The organism is Sphingobium sp. Ant17 (assembly GCF_000588875.1).
Taxonomy (GTDB): Bacteria; Pseudomonadota; Alphaproteobacteria; order Sphingomonadales; family Sphingomonadaceae; genus Sphingobium.
Genome location: NZ_JEMV01000042.1, coordinates 14,763 through 35,632 on the forward strand (window position 1 = coordinate 14,763; position 20,870 = coordinate 35,632).

Here is a 20,870-nt window from a genome sequence, read left to right on the forward strand (position 1 = left end):
ATCCGGTTCGAAGGATCGCCCTTGGCTGAGACCTATATCCCCTACTCCACCAGCGTCGAAGTGCTCGGCGAAGAGAGGAGCGGCTCACCGCCGAAATCCTCGAAATCATGGCGAGCACCAACCGCAAGGCGTTCGAGCGCCATCGGCATGCGGTGCGCGACGCCCATGCCAAGAGCCACGGGTTCCTGAAGGGCGAACTCGTCGTCCCGGAACTGCCGGAGCATCTGCGCCAGGGGCTTTTCGCTCGCCCGGCCACCTATTCCGTGGTGATCCGCCTCTCATCAGCGCCCGGAGATATCCACTCGGACACCATCCCCGCCCCACGCGGCATGGCGATCAAGGTCATCGGCGTGGAGGGAGAGCGGCTTCTGCCCGACGACCAGGGCCGCAATCAGGATTTCCTGCTGGTCAACATACCGGTCTTGAGCTTCGGCACGATCGGCAAATATCGCCAGCTCATTGGCCTTCTGGAGAAGAATGCGCAGAACCCCGCCTTCCTCCAACGCGCCATGGCCGGGGTGGCGCGTGGCGTGGAAGCCGCGGTCGAAGCGGTCGGCGTCGAGCCCGGCGCGACGCTGCGCGGGCTCGCGCGCGACAACGACCATCTGCTCGGCGAGACCTATCACTCGATGGCGGCGATCCGCTTTGGCGATCACATCGCCAAGATCAGCGCCGCGCCGCTTTCCGACAATGTCCGCGCGCTCACCGGCAAGGACGTCGGCACAGTGGAGGATTCCACGATGCGCGATCTGGTTGTCGAGCATTTCCGCGACCAGGGTGCTGAGTATCAACTGCGCGCCCAACTTTGCGCTGATCTCGACAAGATGCCTGTCGAGGACGCGGCGGTGCTCTGGCCCGAAGAGCTGTCGCCACACCAGCCGATCGCCACGCTGCGCATCCCGCCGCAGGACGCCTATTCGCCGGCGCGGCGGGTCTATGGCGATGACGTGCTGTCGTTCAATCCCTGGCACGGTATCCGCGAGCACCAGCCGCTCGGATCGATCATGCGGGTGCGCATCGCCGCCTATGAGCGATCCACCCGCTACCGCCATGAGATGAACGCGCAGCCGCGTGTCGAGCCGACAAACATCGACGCCATCCCGGACTGACGCACCGATCGACACACGCAATCACGAAAGGAGGCCAGTCATGGCCGAGACCGAAGAAAACCCGCAGATCGACGAAACCCGCCTTCAGGCCATCCGGCGGCGGATCGAGGAAGTGGCCGGCGACGCGCCGCAGCTCGCCAAGCTCGCGCTCGAGCAGATGGTGACGAAGCACAATCCCGACCTCAAGGGCACGGCCGGCTCGGCCGGTCGCGTCGGCGCGCAGTCCGGCAATGTCTCCGAGCTCACCGCCATCGCCAACCTCAAGCCGGGCGGCGCGGACCGGCTGAAACGCATCTTCGGACTCGTGAACGGCAATTTCGACGGGGCGCAGAAGGTCGGCACCCTGCACAACATGCGGTTCGTCTTCTTCGACAACGACACCCGCATCCTGTTCGCCACCGCCTATGACGGCGACTGGGACACCTATATCAACGACTTCGCCACCAAGATCCCTGACCTGATGGATTTGCTCTTCGCCTCGGTCGAAGGCTGGCCGGGCATCGCGAGCCCGAAGGTCAAGGATTTCATCGCCGAACATCAGATCACCGCCGCCGGATGGTTCGTCGCCAACCCGCAGGTCACGGTCGTCGACGTGCGTCGGCTTCAGCGGATGGAACATGCCGTCAACGAATTCCTGGACAAGGTGGGCTGAGCGATGACGATCCTTCAAAAGCTGAAAGAGCGCTTCTCGAGGGACAGCGTTACGCTCGACCTGCACGATATCCAGGCGCTGATCCTGCGAAGCCGGCCGGAGCCCTATGTCGGCATCCATGCGATGCTCCATTTCGACGAGGCCGAGGGCGCGCGCGCTTTGCTGGGCCGGCTCGCGCCCCATATCGCATCCGCCGACAACTGGAACGAGGATCTCGATTTCTGGATAGGCGCTGCACTCAGCTTCGAGGGACTAAAGGCGCTCGGCGTTCCTGAAGCGCAGCTCAAGACATTCCCGCTCCCCTTTCAGCAGGGCATGGCGGCGCGCTCGGAGCAGCTCCGCGACTTAGGACCCAACGCGCCGGAAAACTGGGAGGACGTGTTCAAGCCGGGCAACTGCCATCTCGCGCTGACCATCTACGCGGTCGACGATGCGGCGCTCGACAAGGCGCTGGCGACCGCGCGAACCGAACTCGACCAGAGCAGCGGCGTCACCTTGATCGGAGAGCATCGCTTCGGCGCGCCGGACGGCGCGAAAAACCCGTTCGGCTTCCGGGATTCGATCTCCCAGCCCGCCGTCGAAGGCAGCGGCGTCGATCCGCTGCCCGGCGAGGAACGCGCGATCAAGGCGGGCGAGTTCATCCTTGGATACGAGAGCGAGAACGGCCAGCCGCTCGGCATGCCTGAACCTGCGGCGCTGGGAAAGAACGGCACCTTCGTCGTCCTGCGCAAGTACAACAGCCGGGTCGCTGCTTCAACGCCTTCCTCAAGGCCCATGGCGAGACGGCGGAGGACCGCGAACGTCTTGCCGCCAAGATGTTCGGTCGCTGGCGGTCAGGCGCTCCACTGACGTTGTCGCCGGATCATGACGACCCGGACCTCGGCGCCGATCCGCAGCGTAACAACGACTTCAATTTCAAGGACGACCCCAAAGGCCGCGTCGTGCCGCTCGGCTGTCATATGCGCCGGCTCAATCCCCGCGATTCCGAGCTGACACTGCTCACCGACGTCAACATTCACCGCATCATCCGCCGTTCCTCGACCTTCGGGCCGGTTTATTCCGAGGATGTGGCGCCGAAAGACGATGCCAAAGGCGATCGCGGCCTGTTCTTCATCTTCATAAGCGCGCGCGCTTACGACACGATCGAGTTCATGCAGCAGGAATGGATCAACCGCGGCAATTTCGTCGACCTCGGCGAGGAGCGCGATCCAATCGTTGGTCTGCATGAGGAGGACGGCCGGTTCACGATCCCGCAGGCGCCTGCGCGCAAGCGCATCGACGGTGTGCAGACCTTCAATGTCATGAAGGGAGGCGAATATCTGTTCATGCCAAGCCTATCGGCGCTTAAGTGGTTGGCAGAACGACGCTAAAGCTATTCACCTGATTGTCGGTTGAGATTTGAAGTGTGCAGAGTGACCCGGAAAGTGCGGGGCTGTGCGGAAGGTTAAGTGAGTGGGAGTTGAGTTTCGGCAAGGCTGGGGATGGTTGGTCCTTGTGGCGCTTACGATTTCGACGACCGGCGATGAAATCACGTTGCTGACGTTGATGTTCCGCACTGCCGAGAACGCATCCGGCTATGCGGTGCCGACGCTGCTGACCGCGGAGCTGCTACCCGGTCTGATCGCCGCACCCTGGGCGGGCCGCTTGATCGACCGCCGGGAGGCGGCCCGCATTCTGGTCATGGTGTCAGTTCTGCAAGCGGGCGTGATAGCATTTATCGCCTATTATCCCATGTTCACGCTCGCCGGGGCCGCGCTGTTGAGCGTGCTGTTCACGATCAGCAGCGCCGCAACATTCGCGTTGATTCCAGTGCTGGCGAGCGGCTTGGAATGACCTCGCACTCGCCAATTCCCTTATGGAAATGGTTCGCAGCCTTGGAATGCTCGCTGGTCCAGTCGCTGGGGGCGTACTGGTGGGATGGATCGGATCGCGCAATGCGCTTTTAGCCGATGCCGCCAGTTTTGCCCTTTTGGCCCTCGTCGTGATGGCGAGCAGGCTTCGCCGCAAGCCACAACGGGACGATCAGGAGGAAGAGACCCTGTTCGCGGACTACCTGCCGCTGCTCCGCAATCGACGGTTGATGGTGGTTACGGGTGCGCTCAGCCTCGAAGTGTTTGCGACCGCCATAGCCGACGTTGCTTTCGTGTTTCTCGTGATGGTGACGCTGGGAGCGGGCCGACCGCGTTTGGAATGCTGACGGCACTATGGGCGGTTGGGATGTTGATCGGCGCTGGGCTGGCCGAAAGGGTTATTGGCCATAGGGTCGGACTGGCGGCGTTCGGCACGGCCGCTGTCATGGGCGCGACCATGCTGTGGATCGGCCTTGCGCCGATCGGGCTGGCAATCGTTGCCGTCGCCTTCATCCTAGGCGGCGGCGCAAACAGCATCCACAACGTCGCTGTCCGAACCTTGTTCCAGTCGGAATGCCCGCCCGCCGATCATGGCAAGGTCGCCGCGATCTATGGTGCGGTGACACGCACCGCCGTAATCGGCGGCTATGTTGCTGGCGGCTTCTTTTTTTGTGCCGAATGATGCGCCAACCGCCTATCTCGTGGGCGGCCTGCTGGGCGTTGTCGCGGGCTTAGTCGGATGGCGGATATTCAATCGTAGATGGAGCGCAGCACCAATCAAAGCATCGACGCGCCAAGATTGACCTGATTGTCGTGCCCCTCCGCTAACGGCTATACCAATCAGGTGGCGTGATTGAGGCGCGGTGCGGAACGGACACGATAGCGACGCCCTAATGATGTAAGGCAGAAAATATATGACCTTTCAGTTTGATTCATCATTCGATGCAGAATCACTCCACATGCCGGGAGATTCTTTGATCGAATTAGACCAGATAGAGAGTTCATTAAGAATATTGCTGCCGTCTGAGCTTCGTGATTTATTTATTGAATTCGGATCAGCGATAGTTTTCAATAAGGATGTTGAATTTCCTGCGGAAAAATGCGCCTATTCCGATGATTCAGGAAGAATTGGCGTTTCAGTTATATATGGCCCTGTTGACGGAAGCTTAGGAATAATTCGCATAAACGAACAATTATCCATGCAGATTCCAAAAACATCTGTGGTTTTTGCGGAAATCGGTCTGGGTAATATGCTGTTAATTGACAGAATTGATGGAAAGATATCCGTATGGCTGCACGATGAAGCTCTGCCTTCTAGCCTGTCTTATTCAGCGGTGGGGCTTTGAGGGTTGGCGGGAGTGGCGTAAGCCTTTGGCTTGCTGTAGGAAATTGGATGTCTAGACCAACCTGCAACGAGGCAAAAAATGCCACAGGCCACACCCGCCGAGAGCCACGATAGCGCGGCGGTGATTTCGTTTCCAGCGGTGTTGCGCAAGAAGGTGACGGGCGCCTTCGACGGAGGGCGACTGACCTCGGACGGTGGKGTAGTGCTGCTGGCCCAGGCCGAGCGGGAGATGGGTATCTGCAAGCGCCTTGCCGCCTGCATCGCCGACCCGCGCRACCCTGCGCGGGTGATCCATAGAGTGGATGATATCCTGCGGGCGCGGGTTCTGGCGATCGCCTGCGGCTACGAGGACGCCGACGACCTCGACGCSCTGCGTGACGATCCGGGGTTTCGCCTGGCGCTGGGYAAGTCGCCGGAGGCAGGGGTCGGTCTGGCGAGCCAGCCGACGATGAGCCGGTGGGAGAACGCCCCGACCACGCGCGAACTGGCACGGATGATGATTGCGATGGTCGGCATCTACTGCGCCAGCTATTCCAAACCGCCCAAAGCGGTGACGCTGGATATCGATGACACCTGCGACGTCGTGCACGGCTACCAGCAACTTTCGTTCTGGAACGGTCACCATGGCGAGCGATGCTTTCTGCCGATCCACGTGTACGATACGGCGACGGGCCGCCCCGTCGCCATGCTGCTGCGCACCGGCAAGACGCCCTCGGGTGCGGAGGCCGCCGGGCACATCCGGCGCCTCGTGCGGCATATCCGCCAGCATTGGCCCGCTACGCACATCACCGTCCGTGGCGACGGGCATTATGGCAGGCCCGAGGTCATGGCCTTCTGCGAGGCACATGGCATCGACTATGTCTTCGGCCTTCCCACCAACGCCGCCCTGCGTGCCAATCCCGACATCGTGGCCGCCGCCGATGCCTGTGCCGTCCAGCGTGCCGAGGAAAACCGGGTGGTGCTGCGCAGCTATGCCGAAATCCGCTATGGGGCGAAAAGCTGGAAGTGTCAGCGCYGCGTCGTCGCCCGGATCGAAGCCAGCACCTTGGGCATGGACATCCGCTACGTCGTCACTTCCCTGGCAGAAGGCTCGGCCGAGCACATCTACGACAGCCTTTACTGCGCCCGTGGTCAGGCCGAAAACCTGATCAAGCGGCACAAGAGCCAGCTCAGCAGCGATCGAACTTCATGCCGATCGGCCAACGCAAACCAGATGCGGCTGATCCTGCATACYGCCGCCTATTGGCTGATGTGGCGCATCCAGCAGGCGATACCCAAGACAAGCGCGCTCGCCGCCGCCGAGTTCGCCACGCTGCGCCTGCGGCTCCTCAAGGTCGCCGCCCGCGTGATCGAAACCGCAACCCGCATCCGCATCGCCTTCGCGTCAGCCTGTCCCGAGGCCAGCACCTTCCGGGCCATTGCGGCCGCCTTCAGGCCTGCCCCGACATAGCCGCCCCGGCCGCACGCCAGAACCGCTCCCTCCAACTCGCAAGCCTATCAAATATCCGCGGTGAAATAGACGCAGCGAAATCCCTCGTCCTGATCACATACAGGCTGGCACCGAAAAACGCGGACCGCCGAAGCGAACAACGTCACGAATAATCCGGGCTAGATTGGGAGCCTGCGCGCACAAGGCAATCGCATAGCTGATTTTTTGATGGATAGCGCGGTCCGTAAAGCGTTCGATCAATTCGAGTCTGTTTTGGGCACTGACCGGATTCCGACACTGATTTTATGTTGTTTGGCAAATGGGGTAGGTGCGGTGCGGCTTGGAAAACTGTAATCATCAGTGAGCCGCCATGAAGTTCGAGCCATTTTAGTAGGCTGGGCCGTGCAGATCCCACCCATTTGATTAAGAGAGGGGCAAGTGTGCTTCGTAAAATCCGACCCTTTGTCGCCGTTCAGCTGCCAATTTCTTGTTCCTAGGTGCGGTCCTTCCGCTAATCGACAGGTCGCGACCACTTCCGGGCGTACAGGAGTCCGATGGCCAACGACAGGTTCAGGGAAAACCCGCCATTCAAAGCGAGTGCGTGCGGTTGGCGCGCTCTGGCCGTGCCAATGGCAATGGTGGCGCGGGATGCAGTAATCGTTGATTAAATCCCAGCTCCAAGCGTTATTGGCTTTTCCGTTCACTTCAGTTAGGCGAGGGATTGAGAGGCGGACAAGTTCGGCTTTCATTGATCGCGCCGGTGCCCCCAAAAGGGGCTTAATCGGGAATGTGGTGCGGAAGCTTGCTTCCAAATCCGCGGCTGTCTCTGCAACTGTAAGCGGATAGCGCGATGTACATGGCTCCTCTTTGAAGGGGCAGCCACTGGGCCGGACGCTAAATCATGCGAGGTCTGGGAAGGCGTGCATCAAGCTGTGACCCGTGAGCCAGGAGACCTGCCGGCGTCTGGTCGCTCTTGCCTTGGTCCAGAGGATGGCTGCGGCACGGTGAACTCCGTCTGAGCGACGAATGAGCGGCTGGGGCCGCATCGGAGACGTGCGTCGGCCGCCCATGGCGTCCGGCCGCCGCGCGGCTCGCCCGTTCGCGCGGGTATGCCCCGGCCACGTCGCAAGACGCCGGAGGACTATTTCGTGATCAAGACCATTACTACCAGCAGCGCACTTGCGCTGATCTGTATGGGAACGCCAGCCTTTGCCGAACCCTTTGAGAAGGGATCGCAAACAAGCGCGGACGCGGTCGAGGCGGGCAACGACATCGTGGTTTTCGGTCGTGGTGAGGCCATGATCGGCACTGCCAGATCAGCCAGCGAGGGAAGCGTCGGAGGGGCCGATGTCCTCGTGCGGCCACTTCTCCGCGTGGCGGAACTGCTGGAAGCGGTGCCCGGGCTGGTTGCAGCCCAGCATTCGGGGAGCGGCAAAGCCAACCAGTATTTCCTGCGCGGTTTCAACCTCGACCATGGGTCTGACTTCACCACCTATATCGATGAACTGCAGATGAACTTTCGCACACACGGACACGGTCACGGCTATCTCGACCTCAACGGCCTCATTCCGGAGATCGTGGGCCGGGAGGATTTTCGTAAAGGGCCCTATCGCGCCGACGGCGGTGATTTCGCTCTGGCGGGAGCAGCCTATATGATGACCATCAAGGGTTACCACCGGCCGTGGGCATCGGCCGAGGCTGGTTCATATGGTTGGCGCCGCGTCGCCGTAGGCGGAACAGTGCACGACGTGGGCGTGGGAGATCTCACGCTTGTCGCTCAGGCCAAGACCTACGACGGACCGTGGCAGGAAACTGAACGTCTTCGCCATTACTCGGGTTTCGCGAAATATAGCATGCCGAGCGGTGCGGGCACATTGGAGGCATCTCTCCATGCCTACCGGGCGACATGGCACCCTACCGAGCAAATCCCGGAGCGCATTATCGGCACGGCGTTGTGTGCGGATGTGTTCTGCTCTCCAGATCCTTCCGCGCGGGGTGAGACGACGCGCCAGGTGGCTAACATCGCGGTCAAGCAACCGACATGGCGCGCCAATGTCTATGCCCAGTTTTACGACTGGTCGATGTTGTCGAACCCCACTTACACCGATCCGGATGGCACAAGCGCGCAGATCAAGCAGTTCGACCGGCATTGGGTACTAGGGCTGTCCGCTCAAAAAAAATTGGGAAATCGCTGACAGTCTGGCTGTGAGCCTTGGCACCGAAAACAGATACGATGCCATCGGGAATGTTGGTGTCGATCGAACGGCTGTCCGCACATTTCTTGAATCTCTCGGGCACTATCAGGTCGGGGAATTGTCTTCCGCGCTCTACGGCGAAGTCGCTTGGAAACTCTTGGCTGGACTGCGTGTGACAGGTGGTCTTCGCGGGGACTATTATCACTATTCCGTGCGTGCACGAGATGTGGTTGCGGCGTCGCTGGGAGAAGGCAGTGGCTCGGCGTCGATTCTCTCACCTAAGGTCTCGATCGCCTATCAGGTTACGCCGCAACTTGAACTCTACGCCAACTGGGTCCGTGGATTCCATTCCAACGACGTTCGGGGTGCGGTAAACAGGGGCACGCCTGTTCCGGTTCTCGTTCGCGGCATCGGCAAGGAACTGGGGGGACGCCTTCAATTCTCCGGGGTCACGTTAACCGCGACTTACTGGTGGCTGCATGTCGGCAGCGAGCTTCGTTTCATTGGCGATTCCAATGCTGTTGAACGTCGGGTGCCAGTGGGTGTCATGGCTATGAAATCGTCGCCTTCTGGCGGCCGTTCCCGTGGCTTGCGCTTGATGGAAACTATACTGCCAGCCATGCCCGCTTCGACAATGGCGATCACATCCCTAATGCATTTGAGAACGCGGCTTCAGCCGGTGCCGCCATCATTCTTGATCCCTGGGAAGCCAGCATTCGGGTGCGCCACCTCGGACCTTCTCCGCTTGTCGAGGACAACAGTGTCCGGGATCGGGGCAGCACCGTCATGAATGCCCGCGCCGCGTGGACGGGCAAGAAGGTCGAGATATTTGGAGAAGTGCTGAACATCTTCGACAGCCGGGACAAGGACATCGCCTATTATTACGAGTCCTACATCCCCGCCTTTGATGCAGGTGCTCCGGTGGAAGGCCGGTTGAGTCGTGTGGTCGAGCCTCGAACCGTGAGGATTGGCGCAAAGGTCAATTTCTAGCGAAATCCCTTGATGGGCGGCGCTGCAGCACGTCTGCTGCGCCATCCTCCGTTTGTACATTCCTTAATCGCCGAGCCAATCATGCCCCTCACGAAGACACTGCCATCCCTGTCTCTGCGCCTACGAATTGGTGCCTTGTTTGCCGGATTGATCGCCGCCAACATTGGCGTCTGGGTCTGGGCATTCAGCCTGTTTCATGCGCAGCCGTTAATGCTCGGCACCGCTGTGCTTGCCTGGGGGCTTGGCCTGCGCCATGCGGTCGATGCCGATCATATTGCGGCCATCGACAATGTGACGCGCAAACTGATGCAGGATGGTCAGCGCCCGGTTTCGGCCGGCTTCTGGTTTGCGATCGGGCATTCCGGGATCATTGCCATAGCATCGATCATCATTGCGGTGACGGCCAGCGCGCTGTCGCAGTTCGGCGCCTTCAAGGAAATCGGCGGCGTGATTGCAACCGTGATTTCCGCGCTTTTCCTGTTCACGATCGCCGGCATGAACCTGGTCATCCTGCGCTCTGTCTGGCGGACCTTTGCGCATGTTCGTGCAGGCGGCAGCTATGTCGAGGACGATCTTGATCTGTTATTGGGTGGGCGCGGTCTGCTTTCCAGACTGTTCAGGCCGATGTTCCGCCTTGTGAACAAAAGCTGGCATATGGCCCCGCTGGGGTTTCTGTTCGGGCTTGGGTTCGATACCGCAACCGAAGTTGCCATTCTGGGCATGTCGGCCAGCCAGGCCGCCGATGGCCTGTCGATCGGGACAATCCTGGTCCTGCCCGCCCTGTTCGCGGTCGGTATGGCCCTCATCGATACGGCGGACGGCGTGGTGATGCTGGGCGCTTATGAATGGGCCTTCGTGAAGCCGATCCGCAAGCTCTACTACAACATCACAATCACCCTGATCTCGGCCATCGTGGCGATTGTCATTGGTGGAATCGAAACGCTGGCCCTGATTGGCGACAAACTGGCCCTTACGGGTGCCCCATGGCGGATCGCCATTGAATTGGGCGAAAATTTCAATGGTCTGGCTTCGCCATCATCGGACTTTTCGTGTTCTGTTGGCTGGCGAGTTACGCGATCTATCGCTGGAAGCGGTTCGATGAGATCGAGGTTTCTGTCGTTACCTGATCGTCCATCGTTGCATGAAGCAACATCATCAATTGGCTTGGCTCCGATCTTCGTCTAGGGCGCATGGCGAAGGACGGGTTGATTCCGCCCTTCGATGATCGCGCCGGTGCCCTCGCAAGGGGCTTAATCGGGAATGCGGTGCGGGGGCTTGCTCCCAAATCCGTGGCTGTCCCTGCAACTGTAAGCGGATAGCGCGATGCACATGCTCCTGAACTCAGGGGCGGCCACTGGACAGCGCGCAAGCGCCAAGTCTGGGAAGGCGTGCATCAAGCTGTGACCCGCGAGCCAGGAGACCTGCCGGCGCACCGGTCGCTCTTGCCTGATCCAGGGGATGGTCACGGCACGGTAACTCTCCGTCTGAGCGACGAAGCTGTGTGGCTGGGGCTGCACGGTCGCGTGGTAACGGGTGCTTTGTCGCGCTCGCCCGTCGTCGCGCGCCGACCGGACTTGTCCGGCAAGCCCCGCCGTTTGTCGCTCTGGCGCGCGGAGGAATTGCTTGTGGCCGACCTGTCAAAGGTGCCTGTCACCATCATCACGGGCTTTCTGGGCGCGGGGAAAACCACGCTTATCAGCCACCTGATCCGCAATGCGGGCGGCCGCAGGCTGGCGGTGGTGGTCAACGAATTCGGTACGCTGGGTGTGGATGGCGACATTCTTGCATCCTGCGCCATTCCAGACTGCCCGGCGGAAAACATCGTCGAACTGGCCAATGGCTGCATCTGCTGCACCGTGGCGGACGATTTCATTCCTACGGTCGAGAAGCTCCTCGCGCTTGATCCCCGCCCGGATCACATCCTGATCGAGACATCGGGTCTGGCGTTGCCAAAGCCGCTGCTCAAGGCGTTTGACTGGCCAGCGATCCGCAGCCGGATCACCGTGGACGGCGTGCTGGCGCTGGCCGATGCCGAGGCGGTTGCGGCAGGCCGGTTTGCGCCCGATGTGGCCGCGCTTGACGCCCAGCGCGCCGCCGATCCGAGCATCGATCACGAAACGCCGCTGTCCGAAGTGTTCGAGGACCAGCTTGCCTGCGCCGATATGATCCTGCTGACCAAGGTTGATCTGGCCGGACCCGAAGGCGTTGCCGCCGCACGCGCGATCATCGCGGCAGAGCTTGGCCGCCCGGTGCCGGTGATCGAACTGACCGAAGGCGTGGTCGATCCGCGCGTGATTCTGGGGCTTGATGCCGCCGCCGAGGACGACATCGCCGCGCGCCCATCGCACCATGATGGGGATGATGATCACGAACACGATGATTTTGACAGCGCCGTTATCGAATGGGGCGAAATTGCCGATCCGGCGGCCCTTGTCGCGCGGATCGAAACGCTGGCGCGCGATCACCATATCCTGCGCGTGAAGGGCTATGCCGCCGTTGCGGGCAAGCCGATGCGGCTGCTGGTGCAGGCGGTAGGCGCGCGGGTGCGCCACCAGTACGACCGTCCGTGGCGGCCTGACGAGCCGCGCCGCACCACGCTGGTCGCCATTGCCGAGCACGATCATGTCGATCCAGACGCCATTCGCGCGGTGCTGCTGGCGTAAGGCGCAGGCGATGCACGTCATTTTCCGCGAAACGCACGGGATGGAGGAAACCGCCGTCCCGCAGGATCTGGGGCAAGAGCCTGCGGATCTTGTGGTCCTGTCCTTTTCGGACAGCGATCTGGGGGCGTTCGCGGCGGCATGGCATCAGGCCCGTGCAGACGATGCGACATTTCCTTCGCTGCGGCTCGCCAATCTGGCAGCGCTTATGCACCCGCTATCGGTCGACACCTATGTCGAGCGGACGCTGTCAGGTGCGAAGGCGATCCTGATCCGGCTGATTGGCGGTACGCCCTATTGGAGTTACGGGCTGGAACGAGTGGAGGCTCTGGCCCGGTCGCGAGGCATCGCGCTGGCCGTGCTGCCCGGCGACGGCTGGGAGGACGGGCGGCTGGATGCAGTTTCGACCGTCCCCGTGCCTGCTTTGAGAAGCCTTGCGCAATTGTGCGATGCCGGCGGTGCAGGGGCGGCGCAGGCGGCGCTTGTTGCGCTTTCACGGCTGGCAGGGCTGATCGATACCCCTCCCCAAAATTGCGAGCCGCTGCCTATGGCGGGAGGTTGGCATCCCGACCGGGGCGTCGTCGATCCTGAATCCTTTGCGCGCAATCCCGGACGACCGCTGGTCCTGATCATCTTCTATCGTTCTTACCTGACCGCCCACGATCTGGACCCGTTTGCCGCCCTGCATGCCGCGTTCGACCGGCACGGCTTTGACGCACTGTCGATCTTCGTCCCCTCGCTGAAAGCCCCGCAGGTGCGCGATCAGGTGGACCGCTGGGTGCGCGGCCTTGGCCCGGCGGCGATCATCAACGCCACCGCCTTTTCCGCGCGTGGCGAAGACGGCGATACCCCGCTCGATGGCGCGGGCGTTCCCGTGTTCCAACTGGCGCTGGCCACGTCGGGCCGCACCGGCTGGGCAGCGGCTTCGCGCGGGCTGTCCCCCGCAGACCTCGCCATGCACGTGGTCTTGCCCGAAATTGACGGCCGGGTCTTTGCCGGGGTCGCCAGCTTCAAGGAAGCGGGTGCGCGCGATCCCGCACTAGGTTTTGCCCGCACCGTCCACCGCGCCGATCCCGACCGGATCGAGGCGATCACTGCGCGCGTGGCAGGCTGGATCGCCCTTTCGCAAAGGCCGGTTGCCGATCGGCGGGTTGCGCTGATCCTGTCGACTTATCCCGGCAAGGCATACCAGATGGCCCACGCCGTGGGGCTGGATGCGCTCGCCTCAGCCGAGGCGACCCTGGCCGATCTGGCCGAGGCGGGATATGCCACGGATGGCCAGACCGATCTGGGCGCGCGCCTTGAAAGCGAACATCAGCATTGGCCGCTGGCCGCGTATCGCAAGGCGCAGGCGGCATTGCCCGAGACCTTGCGCGCTGATCTTCATGCCGCGTGGGGCGAACCGGAAGCCGATGTGGCAGTCGCTGACGGCGCGTTCCGTTTTGCCGCGCTGTCCATCGGCAGCGCGCTGGTCGCCTTGCAGCCCGAACGCGGCGAGCGCGTCCATCGAGACGGGGACTATCACGATCTGTCCCGCTGCCCGCGCCATGGCTATGTTGCGTTCTATCTGTGGCTGCGCGAACGGGGCAGCGACGCGCTGGTCCACATCGGCGCGCATGGCACGCTGGAATGGCTGCCGGGCAAATCGGTCGCGCTGTCTGGCGCTTGCTGGCCCGAGGCGCTGATCGGCGCGATGCCGGTGATCTATCCGTTCATCGTCAACGACCCCGGAGAAGCTGCGCAGGCCAAACGCCGGATCGGTGCGGTTACTATCGGACACGTTCCGCCGCCACTGGTGCAAACTAAAAGCGGCGCGGGGCTGGCCCGGATCGAGGCGCTGCTGGATGAATTCTCCAACGCTTACGGGCTGGACCCGGCCCGCCGCGACCGCCTGCAAGCGAGCATCCGCGACGAAGCGCGCGTGCTGGGGCTGGAGGCGGAACTGGGCCTTGATGGCGCGGCCACGCTGGTTGAGGCGATCACCCGGATCGATCGCTTCGTTTGCGATGTAAAGGACAGCCAGTTCGGTGACGGGCTGCATGTGTTCGGGCGGGGCGATCAGGGCGCAGCCGAGCGGGCCGGATTGCTGACGGCGCTGGACGGACGGCGCGTTCCGCCCGGTCCCTCCGGCTCCCCGTTTCGCGGGCGCAGCGATGTGCTGCCGACCGGGCGAAACCTTTATGCAATAGACCCGCGGGCGGTGCCTTCACGCGCGGCCCACGCGCAAGGCGTGACACTGGCAGAGGAACTTATCCGGCGGCATTTGCAGGATCATGGCGATTATCCGCGCGGGCTGGTGGTCGATCTGTGGGGATCGGCCACGATGCGCACGGCGGGCGAGGAATTCGCCATGGCGCTGCACCTGCTCGGCGCAAAACCGCTGTGGGACATGACATCCGAACGGGTGGCGGGCGTTGAGATTCTGCCGCTGGCGCTGCTGGACCGGCCGCGCATCGACGTGACACTGCGGGTTTCAGGCCTGTTCCGCGATGCCTTCCCGGCGCTGCCCATGTTGTTCGGACAGGCGGTGCGAGCGCTGTGTTTGCGGGACGAACCGGCGGACTGGAACCCCTTTGCGGGGCAGGCGCCGGCCCCGCGAGTCTATGGACCGGCGCCGGGGAGTTATGGCCTTGGCCTTGGCGATGCGGCCGAGGTCTATACCGATGCGGCGCGACGCTCGGCCGGAGAGGCATGGCTGGCGGCATCGGATCATGCGTTTGACGCAACCTCCGATGCGATCGGGGGCACGCCCGATCCTGAGGGCCTGCGTCGGCGCGTCGAAGCGGCAGACGCCTTTGTTCATCTTCAGGACTTGCCGGAAACCGATCTGCTGCTGGCCGCGGACTCTGCCGCGCATGAGGCGGGCTTTGCCGCTGCCAAGGCGCTGACAGGCGGGACGGCAGCGCTCTATCACCTCGATAGTCGCGACCCGCTGAAGCCGGCCGCGCGCACCCTGACCGAAGAGATCGCCCGCGTGGTCCGTGCCCGTGCCGCCCATCCCGACTGGGTTGCAGGCATGATGCGGCATGGTTTTCGCGGGGGCGCGGAACTGGCCGCGACGCTGGATCATATGGGCGCCTTTGCGCACCTTTCAGGTAGCGTGCCGCCGCATCTGTTCGATCTCTATCACGATGCGACGCTGGGCCAAGCCGATGTTCGCGCGTTTCTTGTGCGCGAGAATCCCGGCGCGCTGGCGGCGATGGAAGCCCGCTTTGCAGCGCTCCATGCCGCCGGGCTGTGGCAGACCCGGCGCAATTCCATCCTCGCCAGCCTGCCCAGCCATGAGGACCGGACATGACCGGGCCTATGGTGAGGGGTTGGTGCCCCGATGCGTGGCACCCGATGATCGCGGGCGACGGGTTGCTGATGCGGGTAAAGCCGCGGCTTGGCCGCCTGACCCGCGCGCAAGTGCTGGGCCTGTGCGATGCCGCCATCGCGCATGGCAATGCCCTGATCGACATCACCGCCCGCGCCAATCTCCAGCTTCGTGGGGTGCGCGATACCGGCTGGCAGGCGCTGCTCGACCGGTTGCTGACGCTCGATCTGGTGGACGGTGACCCCGTCATCGAACAGCGACGCAACATTCTGGTCGCGCCGGATTGGCGGGTCGGTGATGACAGCCATCGCATTGCGGGCGCGTTGCTGACCCGGCTGGATGAGTTGCCCGATCTTCCGGGCAAGATGGGCTTCGTTATCGATGCTGGTCGGGCCTGCGCCCTGCACGGCGAGGTGGGCGATTTCCGCATCGAGCGCGACGAAAAAGGCGGCCTGATCCTGCGCGCCGATGGCCATCCGGGCGGTGTTGCAGTTGTCGCAGGTCAGGAAGTGGACGCCCTGATCGCGCTGGCACACTGGTTTTCTGCCAGCGGTGGCGCGGAAGCGGGGCGCATGGCCCGGCACACGGTTGCCCTGCCCGAATGGGCCTGTGGCGACATTCTGCCCGCGCCGTCGGCTGCTCGCATCGCGCCCGGCATCCATGATCTGGGCTGGGCTTATGGCCTGCCGTTCGGCCGGATAGAGGCGCCGATACTGGCTGGTGTGATGGAGGGATCGTCTGCCGGGGGGGTGCGGATTAGCCCGTGGCGGGTGCTCGTAGTAGAAGGCGCGCCTGCCATGCAGGTGGATGGCCTGATCACCGACCCTGCCGATCCGCTGCTGCATGTGGATGCCTGTCCGGGCGCGCCGTGCTGCACGCAGGCGTCGGTTGAAACCCGCGATCTTGCCCGCCGCCTTGCCCCGCATATCGCGGGACGGCTGCATGTTTCGGGCTGTGCCAAGGGCTGTGCCCGCCCGCGCGCCGCCGATGTCACGCTGACGGGCCGCGATGGCCTGTTCGATCTTTCCCTGAACGCGCGCGCCGGAGGGCCTGCGGTTCACTCCGCGCTTGGCCCGGCCGACCTTCTTGCCCAATTTGGAACCGCTTGATGCCCCATATCTATGAAACCGATGGCGCGGCCATTTATCGCCAGTCCTTCGCCACGATCCGCGCCGAAGCCGATCTGGCGCCCTTTTCTGCCGATGAGGAGCCGGTGGCGGTCCGCATGATTCATGCCGCCGGGATGGTCGAACTGGCGGCGCATATCCGCTTTTCGTCCGGCTTCGCACAAACGGCCAGTGCCGCGCTGGCCGATGGCGCGCCGGTGCTGTGCGATGCGCGGATGGTGTCCGAAGGGATCACTCGCGCCCGCCTGTCGGCCAACAATCCGATCATCTGCACGCTCAGTGCGCCGCCAGTACCGGACATGGCGCGGGCGATGGGCAACACCCGTTCCGCCGCCGCGCTGGAACTGTGGCGACCGCATCTGGCGGGCGCGGTGGTGGCCATCGGCAATGCGCCAACCGCGCTGTTCCATCTCCTGAATATGCTGGAAGATCCCGATTGCCCGCGCCCTGCGGCCATCATCGGCTGTCCGGTGGGCTTTGTCGGCGCGGCCGAATCCAAGGCCGCGCTGTGGGCCGCGCCGCCGGTGCCGTGCTGCATTGTCGATGGGCGGCTTGGCGGCAGCGCGATCACGGTCGCCGCGATTAACGCGCTGGCAAGCCGCGCCGAATGAGCGCGTCGTCATCAATCGGAACCATCCACGGCGTCGGGCTTGGTCCCGGCGCGGCCGATCTGCTGAGCGTGCGCGCCGACCGGTTGGTGCGTGGCGCTCGCCATGTTGCCTATTTCCGCAAGGCCGGACGGCCGGGGCAGGCGCGGCGGATTGTCGAAGGGATGCTGCGCGCCGACGTGATTGAAATCCCGATGGAATATCCTGTAACGACCGAGATCCCGTTGTCCGATCCCCGCTACAACGACTGTCTTTCCGCCTTCTATGCCGAATGCACCGCACGTTTGCTGGCGCTGGCGCAGGCGGGCGAGGACGTGGTTGTGCTGTGTGAGGGCGATCCGTTTTTCTACGGCTCGTTCATGCACCTTCATGGCCGTTTGGCGGGCATCGTCCCGGTGACGGTGGTGCCGGGTATCACCGGCATGGCCGGGGCATGGAACGCGACTGACATTCCCATCACCTGGGGCGATGACGTGCTGACCATCGCGATGGCGACCCTGCCCGAGGAGGAACTGGCCCGGCGCATCCGCGATACCGATGCGCTGGTGGTGATGAAGATCGGGCGCAACCTGCCCAAATTGCGCCGCGCGGTGGCAGCGGCGGGGCGCGAGGACGCGGCATGGCTGGTCGAACATGCCGCCATGCCCGGCCAGCGCGTCACGCGGTTGATCGAGGCGACCAGCGTCACGCCCTATTTCTCGATCCTGCTGATTCATGGACAGGGGCGTCGTCCATGAGCGGTTCGCTATCCATCGCCGGTCTGGGACCGGGCGACGAGGCACTGATCACGCCCGAAGTCACCGCCGCGCTGGCAGGGGCAAGCGATGTTATCGGCTATATCCCCTATGTCGCCCGCATCGCCCCGCGTGAGGGGCTGACGTTGCATCCATCCGACAACCGGGTGGAGCTGGATCGCGCGGCCCATGCGCTGGAACTGGCGGCGCAGGGCCGGCGCGTGGTGGTGGTGTCTTCTGGCGATCCCGGCGTGTTCGCGATGGCCGCCGCCGTGTTCGAGGCGCTGGAGGCTGGCCCGGCCCACTGGCGCGATCTCGACATCCGGGTGCTGCCCGGCATCACTGCCATGCTGGCCGCCAGCGCGCGAGCGGGGGCGCCGCTGGGGCACGATTTTTGCGCGATCAACCTGTCGGACAACCTCAAGCCGTGGTCCGTGATCGAAAAGCGGCTGCGGCTGGCTGCAGAGGCAGACTTTGCGATGGCGTTCTACAACCCGCGGTCGAAAGCCCGGCCGGAAGGTTTCGAACGTGTGCTGGAATTGCTGCGCGCGGTGTGTGGCAATGATCGCCCGATCCTGTTCGCCCGCGCCCTATCGACGCCCGACGAACAATTGCAAATCGTACCGCTGGGTCAGGCCCGCGCGGACATGGCCGATATGCGCACGATGGTGATCGTCGGATCGAGCCTGACGCGGATCATCGAACGTGCGGCTGGTCCCATTCTCTACACCCCCCGCTCGGCCTTGGGTTCGGCATCATGACCCAGCCACGCGAGCACATCCTCCGGGCGATAACACTCGGTCCGGCCCGGAACGGCGGGTCGGTCAATCATCAGGACCGGCAGGCCCAGCGCCCGCGCGGCGATCAGCTTGGCATCGGCACCACTGCCGCCAGCGTTCTTGCACACCACCAGATCGATGGCGTGCGCCTGCATCAGCTGGCTGTCGCCCATGACGGTAAATGGCCCGCGATCAACGATCAGGGTGTGATGGGGCAGGCCCGGCGGCTGCTCCGGCGCGTCCACGAAACGCAGCAGATAGTGGTGGTGTGGCTGCGCGGCGAAGGCTTCGACATGCATCCGCCCCAGCGCCAGCATGACGCGGCGGGCCTGTCCTGCCAGCGCGGCGACCGCGCCGTCGATATCAGCAACGCGGGTCCAGCGGTCACCAGCAACCGGTTCCCACGCGCGACGGGTCACGGCGACATGGGCCACACCCACAAGCCGCGCAGCCTCCACCGCATGACGGCTCATCGTCGCGGCAAAGGGGTGGGTCGCGTCGACCAGATGGGTCACGCGATGGTCGCGCAGATAATCGGTCAGCCCAGCCATCCCGCCGAACCCGCCAACCCGCACCGGAACCGGTTGAGCGCGGGGATTTTTCGTCCGTCCGGCATAGCTGAGTGTCGTCGCAATGCCCTGCGCGGCAAGCAGGCGGGCAAGAACGCTCGCCTCGGTCGTTCCACCCAGCAGGAGGACATGTCGCATGGCTGATACGGCTCCTGAAGCGTGGTTGACGATCATCGGCATCGGCGAGGACGGGCCGGATGGCCTGTCCGCTGCGAGCCGGGCGGCGCTGGCGCGGGCCGAACTGGTCATGGGACCGGCCCGGCATCTGTCGCTGCTGCCCGCGATTACCTGCCCTGCGACCGAATGGCCAGTGCCCTTTGCCGATGGCATCACCCTGTTGATGCAACATCGCGGACAGCGCGTGGTGATGCTTGCGTCGGGCGACCCGTTCTGGTTCGGGGCGGGGAGCAGCGTAACCCGGCAGCTCGATCCGGGCGAATGGGTGGCGATACCGGCGCCTTCCACCTTCACGCTGGCAGCCGCACGATTGGGCTGGCCGTTGCAGGATGTGGCCTGCCTTGGCCTGCACGCCGCGCCGCTGGAGCGACTTAAGCCCCATCTGGCGTCAGGGCAGCGCATTGTGGCGCTGTTGCGCGATGGCGAGGCCGTGGGCGCGCTGGCCGATTATCTGACCGGCCAAGGCTTTGGCCCGTCAGTGCTGCACGTGATGGAAGCGCTCGGTGGTCCGCGCGAACGGGTACGCCGGGTGACTGCAGAAGCGCTGACCTTCACCGACATTGCCCATCCGGTTGCGGTCGGGATCGACTGTGTGGGCCACGGTGATGCCTTGCCGCAGGCGGCAGGACGACCGGACCACTGGTTCGCATCCGACGGGCAGTTGACCAAGCGCCCGGTGCGCGCCTTGACTTTGTCGGCGCTGGCCCCGTGTGTGGGGGAACTGCTGTGGGACATCGGCGCGGGATCGGGTTCCATCGGGATCGAATGGCTGCTGGCCCACCCGGCCAACCGCGCCTGCGCGATGGAAGCCGATCCGGTGCGCGCGGACCGGGCGCGGGCCAACGCCGCTGCGCTGGGTGTCGACCGATTGCAGGTGGTGATCGGACGTGCGCCGGATACTTTGCCGCCGGGACTAGTGCCCGATGCGGTGTTCATCGGCGGCGGATTATCGGAAGCCTTGCTGGACGCGCTGTGGGCACGATTGCCCGCCGGAACGCGGCTGGTGGCCAATGCGGTGACGCTGGAATCAGAAGCGCTGCTAGCCCGGTGGCATGGCCAGAAGGGCGGGAGCCTCCTGCGCATCGAACTGGCCGACGCCGCACCGTTGGGCAACCGGCACGGCTGGCGCGCGCGCTATCCGGTGGTGCAATGGAGCGTGACGCTGTGATCGTCGCAGGCTTCGGCTTTCGCGCGGGCGCGGCCCTGCCCTCACTGCGCGCGGCGTTCGCGCTGGCGCAACAAGGGCAGCCGCCGGTGACGCATCTGGCCACCGCGCAGGACAAGCTTGCGGCGCTGGTCCCGCTGGCAAAGGCGCTTGGCCTGCCGCTGA

Annotated in this window: 17 protein-coding genes, 3 pseudogenes and 2 riboswitches; of the genes and pseudogenes, 19 read left to right on the plus strand and 1 reads right to left on the minus strand. The window is 63.8% G+C overall.

Features of this window, described 5'->3' with window-relative positions:
• Positions 1–107: 107 nt before the first annotated feature.
• The 17 genes and pseudogenes from BF95_RS17090 to cobJ all read left to right on the plus strand — a co-directional run bounded on the left by BF95_RS17090 (position 108) and on the right by cobJ (position 18,776).
• Positions 108–1,109 (plus strand): catalase family protein, encoded by a 1,002-nt coding sequence (locus BF95_RS17090; RefSeq protein WP_082733399.1) that lies wholly within the window; start codon positions 108–110, stop codon positions 1,107–1,109.
• A 40-nt stretch (positions 1,110–1,149) separates the two neighbouring features.
• Positions 1,150–1,761, plus strand: a complete 612-nt coding sequence (locus BF95_RS17095; protein ID WP_004207013.1) for a hypothetical protein — start codon at positions 1,150–1,152, stop codon at positions 1,759–1,761.
• Positions 1,762–1,764: 3 nt separating this feature from the next.
• Positions 1,765–2,610: a hypothetical protein gene (locus BF95_RS29415; RefSeq protein WP_235209818.1), complete on the plus strand. Its 846-nt coding sequence runs from the start codon at positions 1,765–1,767 to the stop codon at positions 2,608–2,610.
• A gap of 2 nt (positions 2,611–2,612) precedes the next feature.
• Positions 2,613–3,131 (plus strand): hypothetical protein, encoded by a 519-nt coding sequence (locus tag BF95_RS29420; RefSeq protein ID WP_235209819.1) that lies wholly within the window; start codon positions 2,613–2,615, stop codon positions 3,129–3,131.
• Positions 3,132–3,294: 163 nt separating this feature from the next.
• Positions 3,295–3,594, plus strand: coding sequence for a hypothetical protein (locus BF95_RS29425; protein ID WP_235209820.1), 300 nt, complete (start codon positions 3,295–3,297; stop codon positions 3,592–3,594).
• Positions 3,595–3,640: 46 nt separating this feature from the next.
• Positions 3,641–3,958, plus strand: a complete 318-nt coding sequence (locus BF95_RS29430; protein WP_231958566.1) for a hypothetical protein — start codon at positions 3,641–3,643, stop codon at positions 3,956–3,958.
• Between the two features lie 20 nt (positions 3,959–3,978).
• Positions 3,979–4,293 (plus strand): hypothetical protein, encoded by a 315-nt coding sequence (locus tag BF95_RS29435; RefSeq protein WP_235209821.1) that lies wholly within the window; start codon positions 3,979–3,981, stop codon positions 4,291–4,293.
• Positions 4,294–4,525: 232 nt separating this feature from the next.
• A complete protein-coding gene (locus BF95_RS27470) occupies positions 4,526–4,957 on the plus strand; it encodes a hypothetical protein (RefSeq protein WP_152542784.1) in 432 nt (143 codons plus the stop codon).
• Positions 4,958–5,035: 78 nt separating this feature from the next.
• Positions 5,036–6,406: an IS1380 family transposase gene (locus BF95_RS17120; protein ID WP_043152855.1), complete on the plus strand. Its 1,371-nt coding sequence runs from the start codon at positions 5,036–5,038 to the stop codon at positions 6,404–6,406.
• Positions 6,407–7,126: 720 nt separating this feature from the next.
• Positions 7,127–7,360, plus strand: a riboswitch (cobalamin riboswitch).
• Positions 7,361–7,578: 218 nt separating this feature from the next.
• Positions 7,579–9,570: pseudogene (locus BF95_RS17125) on the plus strand (TonB-dependent receptor).
• An 81-nt stretch (positions 9,571–9,651) separates the two neighbouring features.
• Positions 9,652–10,697, plus strand: a pseudogene (locus BF95_RS17130) (HoxN/HupN/NixA family nickel/cobalt transporter).
• 87 nt (positions 10,698–10,784) lie between these two features.
• Positions 10,785–11,013: riboswitch (cobalamin riboswitch) on the plus strand.
• 182 nt (positions 11,014–11,195) lie between these two features.
• Positions 11,196–12,233 carry a cobalamin biosynthesis protein CobW gene (gene cobW, locus BF95_RS17135; RefSeq protein WP_037478584.1) on the plus strand — a complete coding sequence of 346 codons (1,038 nt, stop codon included), beginning with the start codon at positions 11,196–11,198 and terminating at the stop codon, positions 12,231–12,233.
• Between the two features lie 10 nt (positions 12,234–12,243).
• Positions 12,244–15,528, plus strand: coding sequence for a cobaltochelatase subunit CobN (gene cobN, locus BF95_RS17140; RefSeq protein WP_037478587.1), 3,285 nt, complete (start codon positions 12,244–12,246; stop codon positions 15,526–15,528).
• Complete coding sequence (locus BF95_RS17145; RefSeq protein ID WP_043152858.1) at positions 15,525–16,655, plus strand: cobalamin biosynthesis protein CobG; 1,131 nt, start codon at positions 15,525–15,527, stop codon at positions 16,653–16,655. The genes cobN and BF95_RS17145 overlap by 4 nt, the downstream gene beginning before the upstream one ends.
• The gene (locus BF95_RS17150; protein ID WP_037474434.1) at positions 16,655–17,284 is read left to right on the plus strand and encodes a precorrin-8X methylmutase; all 630 of its coding nucleotides are present in this window, start codon (positions 16,655–16,657) and stop codon (positions 17,282–17,284) included. Before BF95_RS17145 ends, BF95_RS17150 begins: the two co-directional genes overlap by 1 nt.
• Positions 17,281–18,018 carry a precorrin-2 C(20)-methyltransferase gene (gene cobI / locus BF95_RS17155; RefSeq protein ID WP_037474432.1) on the plus strand — a complete coding sequence of 246 codons (738 nt, stop codon included), beginning with the start codon at positions 17,281–17,283 and terminating at the stop codon, positions 18,016–18,018. The genes BF95_RS17150 and cobI overlap by 4 nt, the downstream gene beginning before the upstream one ends.
• Positions 18,015–18,776, plus strand: coding sequence for a precorrin-3B C(17)-methyltransferase (gene cobJ / locus BF95_RS17160; RefSeq protein WP_037474429.1), 762 nt, complete (start codon positions 18,015–18,017; stop codon positions 18,774–18,776). Before cobI ends, cobJ begins: the two co-directional genes overlap by 4 nt.
• Here the strand turns inward: cobJ and BF95_RS17165 are convergent.
• Positions 18,740–19,501, minus strand: coding sequence for a cobalt-precorrin-6A reductase (locus tag BF95_RS17165; protein WP_037474427.1), 762 nt, complete (start codon positions 19,499–19,501; stop codon positions 18,740–18,742). The genes cobJ and BF95_RS17165 overlap by 37 nt on opposite strands.
• Between BF95_RS17165 and BF95_RS17170 the strand changes: the two genes are divergently transcribed.
• On the plus strand, positions 19,500–20,708 hold the full coding sequence (locus BF95_RS17170; protein ID WP_043152860.1) for a bifunctional cobalt-precorrin-7 (C(5))-methyltransferase/cobalt-precorrin-6B (C(15))-methyltransferase: 1,209 nt from the start codon (positions 19,500–19,502) through the stop codon (positions 20,706–20,708). The genes BF95_RS17165 and BF95_RS17170 overlap by 2 nt on opposite strands.
• A pseudogene (locus tag BF95_RS17175) lies at positions 20,705–20,870 on the plus strand (cobalamin biosynthesis protein); the annotation flags it as partial. The gene BF95_RS17170 and the pseudogene BF95_RS17175, both read left to right, overlap by 4 nt.